We start from the raw sequence: 11,802 nt of genomic DNA, 5'->3' as shown, positions 1-11,802 counted from the left end.
GCTCCTGATATGGTTCGCTCATGACCCTTTCGTCAATGCTGATACACATGAGAACGCATGGATTCCACATCACTGCAGCTTGAATTCCATCGGATAGACATAATTGTGCGACTCGACAGGCACTCCCTGCCTGATTTCTGGCAGGAACTCGGCCCGGCCGACCGCCCTGACAGCTTCTTTTTCGAATCCTGCATGCGAACAGGTCGCTGAAATATCATACGGCAATCCGCGCGTCGTCAGGCTGAAGTGGACGTCGCAACTGCCTTCCAGTCCCCTCCGGGCCATATCCGCCGGATAAGACGCAACAGGTGGCCGGATCGCCTGGGCAATACGTTCAGCGATGGGCTGCGGCGCAGGCGGCGCAAAGCGGATCGGTTCCCTCGAAATGTCCCAGTCTCCGCGATCAATAACCGGCAAAGGCAAGCCCTCCACCGTCGGACCGGTCTTCGTGACCGGCGGCATGGGCGGAAGCTCCACATCCACGTCGGGTGCAGGAACCCGATCAATCAGGTTTGGCTCACTTTCCTTGTGCTGTGGCGTGATTGTCAGCAGTGGCCTGTGCACCACAGGCGCCAGCTCGACCTCATCGACCCGGATCAGCTGGGTCATTGCGACGAACAGACCGAGCGTGACCACTGCCGCCGGCAGCATCGAAGTTAGAAACCGCCGATCCTGCCTTACAATCCTGCGCGCGCTGCCAGTGCCGAACGGCACAGCAAGTGAACCGCCGCTGATGCTGTGTCCCTTAATCTGGATCATCTTTTCCTCCGCCTTTTTATTTATGTAATTACATTACATATTTGTCAGGGTGACGCAAGGGAAACATGGTGGGCCGGGTTAGAATCTTCCCATCGATGATTGCAATGACTGCGGGCCATCCTGACTCATTGCGCCTCGCATCGCACGAACCAGAAGTCTCCACCGGAACGAAAAAGGGCGCCCCGAAGAGCGCCCTTTTCCAGGATAATCACAATGAAGCCAGTGGCTTACTGAAGCTTGAACTCCAGCGGGTAAACCACGTTCCGACGCTCGGCCGCTTTACCGCGCACGATCTTCGGTGCGAACTCGACCCGGCCAACGGCCCGCTCAGCTTCGCGCTTGAAGACGTTGTCAGAGCAAGTTGCCTGAATGTTGTACGGCTTGCCGCGGGTATCCACGTCAAAGCGCACTTCGCACGTTCCCTCGATGCCGCGTTCCGCAGCGCGCTGCGGATAGGTCGGCACCGGCGGACGGATCGGTTGAGCGTCACGGTCCGAGATGGCCACCGGGTCAATCGCCAGCGACTGCATACGGCCGAGGTTCAGATCCGTTGGGGCAGCCCCTTCAATCTGCGGTGTCGGCAGATTGATGTTGGACTTCGTGGCCGAAACCTTCGGCGGCGGCGGCGGCTTTTTGGCCGAGTCGATCCGCTTCGGCTTCGAACGCTGACGCGTGCGAACCTCGGAGTCCTGCTGTTGTGGCGTGATGGCGGTAAGTACCCGCTGCTCACCTTTTTCCAAGTTCACTTCCTTCACCGAGATGAGCTGGTTCATCACGATGAAGAGAAGATAAACGATCGGAATGGCGATAGCGACACCAACCAGAAGTCTCGTCAGGGGATTAGTGAACATGGTGTTCTCCTAGTCAATCTTGGCCGAGATATTGATGGCGGTCGCGCCATCGAGCCGGTTGATGGTTTCCATCACGTCGACAAGCGTTTCGGCGGAAGAATCCACATCTGCCTGAACCACGATTTCACCGCGCGGGTTGTCTTCACGCATCTGCTTGATGGTGAAGCCAACTTCTTCCGGAGCAATCAGCTTCTTGTCGATGTAGATTTCGCTTTCGTCGGTGATCGCGATCAGGATGGCGAGCGGCTTGGCGTCTGCCTTGTTGTCCACTTCCGGACGGATGATACCAACACCCGGTTCCTTAATGAACTGCGCCGTCACGATGAAGAAGATCAGAAGAATGAACACCACGTCGAGCATCGGCGTGAGGTTCACATCATCTTCTGCACCCCCGGAGGCGAAAGCCTGGCGTTTTCTGCGTGCCATTGGGTGCTCCTCTTACTGGTCCTGCGACAGAACAAGGTTAACCCCTGTCTGATAGCCGGCGTTATAGGCTGCGTCCCGGATAAGGACGACGACACCACTCTTCGCACGCGGATGTGCCTGAATTATGACCTGGCTCTCCGGCGTCTCCGCCCGAACCCGTTCGATGTTGGCCCGAACAGACCCAATATCGGTGGTACGGCCATTTACAGTGATCATGTTGGACTCATCCACGTAGATCAGAATGGCAGGAACGGATTCCAGCTGCTCCTGATCAGGCGGTGCAGGCGGCGGCGGGGGCTCGAGGCCCATCGCCTTCTCCTGGGCGAAAGTCGAAGTCACGATGAAGAAGATGAGCAGAATGAAGACAACATCCAGCATCGGCGTGAGGTCGACATTTGCCTCTTCAGGCGCGTCATGTGAACGTCCTCGCATCAGCTAATCTCCATCGCGTCTTCAACCTGCTGGACCGAGCGGGCAACCCGGCGGTCCATGCCGGAGGTGAACAGAATTCCGGACAGCGATGCCACCATGCCGGCCATGGTCGGGATCGTGGCGCGGGACACACCGGCCGACATGGCCTTCGCGTCTGCACCATTTGTGATCGCCATGACGTCGAACACGGCGACCATCCCGGTCACGGTTCCGAGCAGACCCAGCAAAGGTGCCAGAGACACCATTGCCTTGGTCAGGCTGACATTCTGCTCCGCCTTCATGCGGACTTCAGAGACCAGCTTGTCGCGGATCCAATGAGCGAAGGTCGATTTCCTGTCGGAGCGCGAACGCCACTCCGCAATCGCCTCAGCGGCCACCTGTTTATGAGCGAACCTGAAATAGAACACACGTTCCAAAATCAGTGCCCACATAACGAATGTTGCAAACATAATGACCAGCAACACCGGACCGCCTCGGTCGAGGAAAGCTTGTAAATCTAGCAAACCCATAGGGGCTCCTCCTCAGTGAGGCTTACGTAGCGCGGCTTACGCCGCACCACGCTGGGATTCCGCCTTCTCAGCGATCAGACCAGCAGCCTGTTCGTCGAGAATCTGCTGATTACCGCGAGCCATCGAAGCGATGATGGCGTGCACCAGCAGGAGCGGGATAGCCGACACGAGACCGAACACCGTGGTCATGAGGGCAACCGAAATACCACCAGCCATCAGCTTCGGATCGCCGGCACCGTAGATGGTGATCGACGTGAAGGTGATGATCATACCGATGACGGTACCCAGAAGGCCCAGCAGCGGAGAGACGGCGGACAGAACTTTGACGATGTCGTTGAAGCGTTCGATACGCGGCGATTCGCGAAGGATCTGTTCGTCGAGCTTGAGTTCGAGCGTTTCGATGTCGGATCCACGGTTCTGTTCAAAGGTCTCGAACAGACGGGCCAGCGGATTGCCGTCGCCTGCCTGACGGGTTTTCGCCGTCTTGCGCATGGCGCCACCCATCGTGAACAGGGTGAACATTTTGTAGAGACCGATCAGAAGGCCGATCGCCAGCAGGAACATGATGACTGCACCAACCGGGCCACCTTGCTTGATACGGTCGCTGAGGACCGGCAGGTCGCCCAGGATACCGAACAGGTTACCTTTCGACGGATCGACCGGAGCGCGGACAATCTGGTCCGGGCCAGCATTGATAAGCGACTTCATCGCACCGGCGTAAGAGCCGGCAGGCTGGGTTTTGAAGGCCTGCAGGTAGGTGTCGCCATTGTCCTTCTTTTTGACTTCGACGAACTTGGTGCCTTCAGTCGTTGCCGCGGTGAACACACCGACGCGCATCAGTTCGACATCAGCGTTCGAAGCATCCGGACCAACACCATCCACAGTGGCCGTGAACGGCTTCACCTCAGACTGGGCGATCATTTCCTGAAGGATGGCCTTCGGAAGACGTTCCAGCTGAGCGCGGTTCGGAAGCGTGCGGGCTTCAGCGATTTCGGCAATGCCTTCAACGCGGCCCTGGTAATCGAAGTTTGCGAAGGAGTTCGCGATTTCCGGCATGGTTTCACCAGCTGCCGAACGGAACTGGCCAAGCAGTTCCTGGAAGTCACCAGCCTGTTCGGTGACCTGGGCTTCCAGATCGCCAAGCGTGGCTTCGTTCGCATCGAACTCTGCACCGAGCGCGCGGCCCCGAGCTTCAGCAGCGTTCAGAGCGCCCCGGGCTTCAGCCATCTTGGCTTCCTGGGCGTTCTTGTCCTGCTGGAATTCTTTCAGGCGTTGCTGGTTCTCAGCGGTCATCTCGCTCGAGTCAGCCTGAACGCGCTTCAGCACGTCTGCCAGCGATTGTGCGGACGCCGGAGCGGCCATGGTCATTGCGCTAAGGCCGAGCAGCGAAGCTGCACCCAGAGCCTTCAGCGAGGATTTGAAATTCAACATTACGGTTTTCCTCTTAGTTCTCTGAGCCGGGCCTTACTGGACCTGGAACTTCTGAATCGGAGCGAACAGCACAGTCTGTTGTGCTTTGGCTTGAGCGACACGGATGGCCCGCTGGATGTCGGCCACATATTTGCCCGGAAGCGCTTCCCACGATCCGCTGGCGCGGTTGTACCGGGCAGCTTTGCCGTTAGGCGCGAGGTAAACGAGGGCGACACGGCCGTAGAGGAACATGTCGACAGTCGTCGGATTGCCGTCGATGTCGATCTCTTCCTGCCACGTGCTGATCGTGCGGCCATATTCCATTTCGGCCTGATAGGCTTCCATGATGAGGCGGTACTGTTCAGCGGGGGTCACGTCCGGCTGCGTCATGACGCCGTCGAGCGCTTCGAGGCGGGCGGAACGCTCGGTCTTTTTGAACGGCAGGTCAGCGGCAACAAAAGCCTTGAGGTCTTCGACCATGCTGAGAAGCATTGGCACCGTCTGAGCGGTGATGTCGTCGATCGAGCCCAGCTGCTCGGTCAGCGAAGTGATTTCTTCGCGCTGCGAGGCAACAACCAGTTCCTGCTGTTTCGCGTACAGGTCAGCAGCATCTCGGCGCTGCAGAAGCGTACGGTATTCGCGCACCATGTCGGTGCGCTCATCGTCCAGCTGGTTGATCTGGTTCTGGACCTGCTCTGCACGGCGGGTCGCCTGTTCGCCGACATCGAGCGCCTGGCGCAACTGGGCCTGGGCCGGGATGGCCAGTCCTGCGATAAGCGCCGCGGCAATCACGCCGCGAGCTGGTGACAGAAGTTTCTTCATGAGGTTTGCCTCTCACTCTCCAAACGGTCGCGCTGGTGTTGCGCGGGAAATCCGACATTCGGGCACTCTGCTAACGAGAGCGTCCCGGTCCTTACAACGCCCCACACACAAACGGGGCAAGTTCCCTTGGAAGCAGAGAGACGGAGACCGCCCAACACCTCCCCTGAGTTTTGCGGGGCGTTATCCACCCTCTGTCATTGATCCCTGAAGGCCCGCCTTCTGGCAGGTCTGCGGCCAAGCCCTTAGCTGTGAAACCAGACGCTAACAACCCTCTGTGACACGATCAACAAGGCTTTACGATTCATTTAGAAAATATCCGCCGCCTCTACGAACGCAACACATCGCATGCAGTGGAAACCTGCAATACTCAACTATGATGAGAAGCTGACCGAGCTGCAAAATCAACAGGCACGTGCTGCCCGGAGAGGATGGCTGGGGTGCCAGGATTCGAACCTGGGAATGCCGGTACCAAAAACCGGTGCCTTACCACTTGGCGACACCCCAACGGAGGCGCCGAGATAGCCACTCTTTCTTTCGCTGGCAACACCCCTTCGCACCGCATCCCAGCAGTTCCTCCCTGATACCTGCGTTTTGTTGCAATTTTCGCCTGTTAGCAGAGCCTAACCTTTACATTTTATCGATAATCGACAATATCAGGTATCAACACTGCCTCATGGTCAGAACCGGAGACCACGCCCCAATGAGAACTTTTTTCCTGTCGATGGCAGGCGCCTTCGTCGCCATGTTTCTCTTCCTATTCCTGATGGGAATTTTCTTCGTCGCAATCATTTTCAGCGCGACATCGTCTGCGCCGGACACGCCCGATAACATCGTTCTGTCCCTCGACCTGAACTCGGAATACTCCGATCAGGCGCCTGTCAGCGGAATTGCAGCTTTTGCAGCAACGCCCGGATTTGTAGACCTTTTGACCAAACTTCAGGCAGCCGAAGCCGATGACTCGGTGAAAGGCCTGTACCTGAGAGGCGCCACAGTCGGGATTGGAAGCTCCCGGGCAGAAGAACTTCGTGAAGCGCTGCTCAGTTTCCGCGACTCCGGAAAATTCGTGATTGCCCATACACAAGGCACGTTTGGTGTCGGCGGCCCATCTGCTTTGCGGTCCATCACACCCGCCGACGAAGTCTGGATCCAGCCAGGCTCCGAAGTTTTCGCCGCGGGCGTCACCTTTGAGACGGAATTCCTGAAGGGCCTGTTCGACAAGATCGACGTGACCCCGGAGATCTATCCTTTTTACGAATACAAGAATGCACCAAACTCTTACAATGAGAGCGGCTATACCGCGCCTCACCGTGAGGCGATGACACAACTGGCTCAGTCCCTTTGGACCCAATCTCTGAATGACATCGCAGCTGATCGCGGTCTCGCGGTCGCTGACGTGCAAACGGCCCTGGAAAGCGGCCCGATGACGGCCGAGCAGATCATCGCGAATGAGCTGATGGACAAGGAAGGGTATCCCGAACAAGCCGAAGAGGCGGCCAAGGAGAAAGCCGGCAAAGACGCCGAATTCGTCGACCTTGCCAGCTACACGCCGCCTTCCCTGCCGCTGAAAGCGCCCGCCATCGCCGTGGTCGGCGGTGAAGGGGCGGTCGTAACGGGCGGCACAAACTCCGGTTCACCCTTTGATTCCGGACCGGCCTTTGCTTCCGACACGGTCGCCCGCGCCATTCTGGATGCCGGTGACAATGACAAGGTGAAAGCGATTGTCTTCCGCGTTGACAGCCCCGGCGGCTCCCCGACCGCTTCGGACCAGATCTGGAACGCGATTGAGCGCGTGCAGGCCAAAGGCAAGCCGGTCGTCGTCTCCATGGGCTCGCTGGCAGCTTCCGGAGGCTACTATGTCTCTGCCGGCGCCGACTATATTGTCGCCAACCGCTCCACCATCACCGGCTCCATCGGGATCTTCGGCGGCAAGTTCGCGCTCGCTGGCGGTTTCAACAAGCTGGGGGTGACCTTCGACACGGTCTCGGTTGGCGGCCAGTTTGCCGATGCCTATGGCATGGATGAGTTCACGCCGGAGCAGGAAGCCGAGGTAAAGGCATCGCTGAAACGCGGGTACGACCGCTTCGTCGGCATCGTCGCCGACGGCCGGGGCATGACCTATGATGAAGTTCACGATGTAGCGCGCGGCCATGTGTGGAGCGGTGAAGATGCGCTCGACCGCGGCCTGGTGGATGAGATCGGCTCCTTCACCGACGCAATCGAGAAAGCGAAGGAACTGGCTGGCATCGACGCCGACGCCACACCTCGCCTGATCTACTATCCGCATCGCAAATCCGGCTTCGAAGCCCTGGAAGGCCTGTTCGGCGCCTCCGCCCAAACGGCGGAATCCATGGCGGCGATCTCCAGCATCACGAATGACAAACGCGTTCAGGTCCTGCTGGATGAATTGGCAACGGCCCGGGCACTCAGCGCTGGCGAAGCCCAGGCAATCGTCCCGCGCATGAATGAGCGCTAGGCGCATCTGCCTGACCAAAACCCGACAGGAAAGGCCTTTCGGACAACCGGAAGGCCTTTCTTTATTACAGTGCGCAGTGCTTGTACGGACGGCTGCGATCATATAGCCCGGGATTTAAATACAGGGCATGAGCATGAAGATCCTCGTTACTGGCGCAGCCGGTTTTATTGGCAATGAACTTTCCCTCCGCCTCGTCAAGGAAGGACACGAGGTAACAGGGGTCGATTGTTTCTCGCCCTATTACGATGTCATGCTGAAACGGAATCGTGTGAAACGGCTGGATGCATACGAAAACTTCCGCATGCACGAGGTGAAGGTCGAAGATGAGGAGGCGATGACGGCCGCCTTTCAGGAAAGCACTCCGGACATCGTCGTACACCTCGCCGCCCAGGCCGGCGTTCGCTACAGCCTGGATCATCCACGGGAATACATCGCGTCAAACATAGTCGGCTCTTTCAATGTGATTGAGCTCGCGCGGCTCCACGGCACCAAGCACCTTGTTCTGGCATCAACCTCATCTGCCTACGGCGCAAATCAGAAGTTTCCATTTCAGGAAACCGCCCCCGCGCCCCACCCGCTTACCATCTACGCCGCAACCAAACTGTCGAGCGAGTTGATCGCACACAGCCACTCTCACCTGTACGGCACGCCAACGACCCTGCTCCGGTTCTTCAGCGTATACGGTCCATGGGGCAGGCCGGACATGGCCTTCTTCCTTTTCACCGACCGGATCTTCAAGAACCAGCCAATTGATGTCTACAACCATGGCGACTTGATGCGCGATTTCACCTATATCGACGATTTGGTCGAAGCGATCCGCCGATTGATGGATACGCCACCTGTCGCGGGTCAGCCCGTTACCGAGAACGACTCTCTCAGCCCGGTCGCCCCGTACCGCCTGGTCAACATCGGCCACGCCGCTCCGGTTCGCCTGATGGATTATATCGAAGCCATCGAAAGCGCGATTGGCAAAACGGCGATCAAGAACATGCTCGACATGCAGCCCGGCGACGTGAAGCAAACCTATGCCGACGTGAGTTTGCTTCAGGCCTTGACAGGATATACTCCGACCACGGATGTTAAAGCCGGTATTCAGGCATTCGTTGACTGGTATCGCACCTATTACAAGCCAGACTGAAGCCCGAGCTTTCCGGCAAGCAAGCTGAAGTCTTCCGGCACAGGCACCTCAAAACTTTTCGTCTCCCCATCCGGATTCCGGATGACGAGCCGCGCCGCGTGAAGCATCAGCCGAGGGGCACCTTCCACACCGGTGCCGTAAAGCCGATCCCCAAGAATAGGCATGCCCGCAATGGAAAAGTGTGCACGGATCTGATGCATGCGGCCGGTTTCAGGGCGGGCTTCAATCAGCGCAGCGTCACGATTGCGGGCGAGGATCCGCCAACCTGTTGTTGCGGCCTGCGCGCCTTTGCGACCGGGTTTCGCCGAGATCATGCGCGGACGTCCGGCTTCCTCAACTTTCACAAGCGGCATCTCCAGCACCCCTGTATCGGCGTCGGGCAATGCACCATGAACAAGGGCAAGATAGGTTTTCTTTGCACGGCGTGAGGCAAACTCCTCCGACAGGAACGCCGCGGCGGGCTGAGTCCGCGCCGTAATGATCACGCCGGATGTCCCCTGATCCAACCGGTGGACCAACCGTGGACGCTTCCCGTTCGACTTGGCGAAGACAGCCAGCAAGCCATCCAAAGACCGGGCAATACCGCCTCCACCCTGCACAGCCAGGCCGGAGGGCTTGTTGAACACAATCACCTGGTTGTCTTCATGAATGACAAGACCACGCACGAAATTTGCGTCCTCGCCACTGACTTCCGGTACCGGACGGTTTCGCGTCATGCTCAGCCTTTTTGTTCGCGGATCTTTGCGATCCACGCCAGACGTTCGGCGATCGACTTCTCTCGCCCCTGCCCCTTTGGCTGGTAGAATACTTGCCGCGCCATGCCATCGGGAAAATAGTTCTGCCCCGATACACCTTCTGCCGTATCGTGATCATAGGCGTAACCGTCACCGTAGCCCTGATCTTTCATCATCTTTGTCGGCGCATTCAAAATGTGTTTTGGAGGGATCAGGCTACCCGTCTCCCGCGCTGAACTGAGTGCCGCTTTCCATGCGACATATGCTGCGTTGGATTTCGGTGCCGTCGCCAGATGGATAACAGCATGCGCAAGCGCCAACTCTCCCTCAGGAGAGCCCATACGCTCGTAAGCCCGGGCCGCTTCGCTTGCCACCATCAAGGCCGTCGGGTCAGCGAGTCCAATATCCTCACTGGCCATCCGAACCAGGCGACGGGCCAGATAGAGCGGGTCTTCCCCGCCATCGACCATTCGGGCGAACCAGTACAGCGCAGCGTCGGGGTCTGATCCGCGTACCGATTTATGGAGCGCGGAAATAAGGTTGTAGTGGCCGTCACCGGTCTTGTCGTAGGCTGGCGCGCGCTTTTGCAGACCGGACGTCACTTGCGGCAGGCTAAGCACTGCCTTCGGTCCGGCAAGCGAATAAATCTGCTCGACAATATTCAGGAGGTACCGCCCGTCCCCATCCGCCATTGCGAGGATTGGCGCCACGGCCTCCTCCGCAACCGGTAAAGAGCGCCCTTCCAATGCTTCCGCCCTGCGTACCAACTCCATCAGCGCGGAGTCTTCCAACCGCTTCAGCACCAGCACCTGGCAGCGTGAAAGGAGCGCGCCATTAATCTCAAAGCTGGGATTTTCGGTTGTGGCACCAACCAGCGTGACGACACCGCTTTCAACGAATGGCAGGAAGCCGTCTTGCTGCGCCTTGTTGAAGCGGTGGATCTCATCGACGAAAAGGAGCGTACCTTTCCCCACTTTCCGGCGGCCTTCCGCCCGATCGAAAGCCGCGCGCAAGTCTTTCACGCCGGAGAAGATCGCGCTGATCGCTTCGAATTCGAGATCGGTTTCCTGCGCCAGCAATCGGGCAATGGTCGTCTTGCCGACCCCGGGCGGGCCCCAGAAAATGATGGAGGACAGGCGTTTCGCCTGCAGCATGCGCGTGAGCGTGCCCTCCGGACCGACCAGGTGGTCCTGCCCAACGACCTCTGTCAGCTTCTGCGGGCGCAGCCGGTCCGCAAGCGGGCGCGGTGCGCCTTCCGACATGCCGGCAGATTCGAATAGATCGCTCATAACCCGTGTTCTAGGCGAGCTGGTGCGCCGTGGTAAGGTAGGCACTGGAGGAAACGCATATGAGCCTGGAGATCACACCATCCGGGCAGGCCTGCGGCGCAACGGTGCGCGGCGTGGACCTGACCCGTCCGCTCGACAAAGAAACGATTGCTGACATCCGGAAGGCCTGGCTGGACCACCAGGTCCTGTCTTTTCCGGATCAGAAGATGACCGATTCGGACCTGGAGCGATTTACGCAATACTTCGGACCGTTTGGGGATGACCCGTTCATTGCCCCGATCGAGGGACATCCGCACATCATTGCCGTGAAACGCGCGGCTGACGAGACCGCGCCGATTTTTGCCGAGAGCTGGCACACCGACTGGAGCTTTCAGAAGCGTCCGCCCGCCGGCACCTGCCTGTTCGGCATCACCATTCCACCCAGCGGGGGCGATACGCTTTTCGCCAACCAGTATTTGGCACTGGAACAAATGCCGGAGGATCTGCGCAGCCGAATTGAAGGGCGCCACGCCATCCATTCGGCGCGGAATGCCTACTCCCCGGTGGGCATGTATGGAGAAGATGACAAGGCCAAGGGACGCAGCATGGACATCCGCCCGTCTGCGGATGCCGAGGCCACGGAACGCCACGACATCATTCGCGTCCATCCAGAAACAGGCCGGAAATCCATATTCGGTTGCGCCGGTTACATCGTCGGAATTGCCGGGATGGAACAGGAAGAAGGCTGGGACCTGGTGACGGATCTCTATCGCTGGCAAACCCGGCCGGAGTTTCAATATCGGCACGAATGGGAGCCCGACATGCTGCTGATGTGGGACAATCGCTGCCTGCTGCATATGGCGACCGGCGGCTATGCCGGGCACGATCGCCTGCTGCACCGCACAACAATAGGGGCCGCGTAAAAACTTTGCACCTGACGCATTCGGACGTACGCTCGTCCCCAGACAGGCGAATAAGCC

The 11,802-nt window shown here is 58.6% G+C and carries 12 protein-coding genes and 1 tRNA gene; 3 read left to right on the top strand and 10 right to left on the bottom strand.

The window, feature by feature from the left end; genetic code table 11:
• Nucleotides 1–69: 69 nt before the first annotated feature.
• The 8 genes from HAD_RS11540 to HAD_RS11505 all read right to left on the bottom strand — a co-directional run bounded on the left by HAD_RS11540 (nucleotide 70) and on the right by HAD_RS11505 (nucleotide 5,713).
• Entirely contained in the window at nucleotides 70–759 is a 690-nt protein-coding gene (locus HAD_RS11540) for an energy transducer TonB (protein WP_084331905.1), read from the bottom strand.
• A 227-nt stretch (nucleotides 760–986) separates the two neighbouring features.
• Entirely contained in the window at nucleotides 987–1,610 is a 624-nt protein-coding gene (locus HAD_RS11535; protein WP_035571155.1) for an energy transducer TonB, read from the bottom strand.
• 9 nt (nucleotides 1,611–1,619) lie between these two features.
• Complete coding sequence (locus HAD_RS11530) at nucleotides 1,620–2,036, bottom strand: ExbD/TolR family protein (RefSeq protein ID WP_035571154.1); 417 nt, start codon at nucleotides 2,034–2,036, stop codon at nucleotides 1,620–1,622.
• 12 nt (nucleotides 2,037–2,048) lie between these two features.
• A complete protein-coding gene (locus tag HAD_RS11525; RefSeq protein WP_035571153.1) occupies nucleotides 2,049–2,468 on the bottom strand; it encodes an ExbD/TolR family protein in 420 nt (139 codons plus the stop codon).
• Nucleotides 2,468–2,977 carry a MotA/TolQ/ExbB proton channel family protein gene (locus HAD_RS11520; RefSeq protein ID WP_034762936.1) on the bottom strand — a complete coding sequence of 170 codons (510 nt, stop codon included), beginning with the start codon at nucleotides 2,975–2,977 and terminating at the stop codon, nucleotides 2,468–2,470. The genes HAD_RS11525 and HAD_RS11520 overlap by 1 nt, the downstream gene beginning before the upstream one ends.
• Nucleotides 2,978–3,013: 36 nt before the next feature.
• Complete coding sequence (locus HAD_RS11515) at nucleotides 3,014–4,408, bottom strand: MotA/TolQ/ExbB proton channel family protein (RefSeq protein ID WP_035571152.1); 1,395 nt, start codon at nucleotides 4,406–4,408, stop codon at nucleotides 3,014–3,016.
• Between the two features lie 33 nt (nucleotides 4,409–4,441).
• On the bottom strand, nucleotides 4,442–5,209 hold the full coding sequence (locus HAD_RS11510; protein ID WP_035571151.1) for a DUF3450 domain-containing protein: 768 nt from the start codon (nucleotides 5,207–5,209) through the stop codon (nucleotides 4,442–4,444).
• Between the two features lie 429 nt (nucleotides 5,210–5,638).
• Nucleotides 5,639–5,713: transfer RNA gene (locus HAD_RS11505), tRNA-Gln, on the bottom strand.
• Between the two features lie 196 nt (nucleotides 5,714–5,909).
• Here HAD_RS11505 and sppA point away from each other — a divergent pair.
• Together sppA and HAD_RS11495 are read left to right on the top strand one after the other, a co-directional pair.
• Nucleotides 5,910–7,682, top strand: coding sequence for a signal peptide peptidase SppA (gene sppA / locus HAD_RS11500; RefSeq protein WP_035571150.1), 1,773 nt, complete (start codon nucleotides 5,910–5,912; stop codon nucleotides 7,680–7,682).
• Nucleotides 7,683–7,815: 133 nt separating this feature from the next.
• Nucleotides 7,816–8,820, top strand: coding sequence for an NAD-dependent epimerase/dehydratase family protein (locus HAD_RS11495; protein WP_035571149.1), 1,005 nt, complete (start codon nucleotides 7,816–7,818; stop codon nucleotides 8,818–8,820).
• Here HAD_RS11495 and HAD_RS11490 read toward each other — a convergent pair.
• A complete protein-coding gene (locus HAD_RS11490) occupies nucleotides 8,805–9,536 on the bottom strand; it encodes an RluA family pseudouridine synthase (protein ID WP_035571148.1) in 732 nt (243 codons plus the stop codon). The genes HAD_RS11495 and HAD_RS11490 overlap by 16 nt on opposite strands.
• 2 nt (nucleotides 9,537–9,538) lie before the next feature.
• Nucleotides 9,539–10,843: a replication-associated recombination protein A gene (locus HAD_RS11485; protein ID WP_035571147.1), complete on the bottom strand. Its 1,305-nt coding sequence runs from the start codon at nucleotides 10,841–10,843 to the stop codon at nucleotides 9,539–9,541.
• Nucleotides 10,844–10,902: 59 nt separating this feature from the next.
• On the opposite strand from HAD_RS11485, the gene HAD_RS11480 reads away from it, so the two are divergent.
• Entirely contained in the window at nucleotides 10,903–11,745 is an 843-nt protein-coding gene (locus tag HAD_RS11480; protein ID WP_035571146.1) for a TauD/TfdA dioxygenase family protein, read from the top strand.
• Nucleotides 11,746–11,802: the final 57 nt, after the last annotated feature.

Source organism: Hyphomonas adhaerens MHS-3, assembly GCF_000685235.1.
In the GTDB taxonomy this organism is placed as follows: Bacteria; Pseudomonadota; Alphaproteobacteria; order Caulobacterales; family Hyphomonadaceae; genus Hyphomonas; species Hyphomonas adhaerens.
This window is presented reverse-complemented; position numbering and strand designations above follow the sequence as displayed.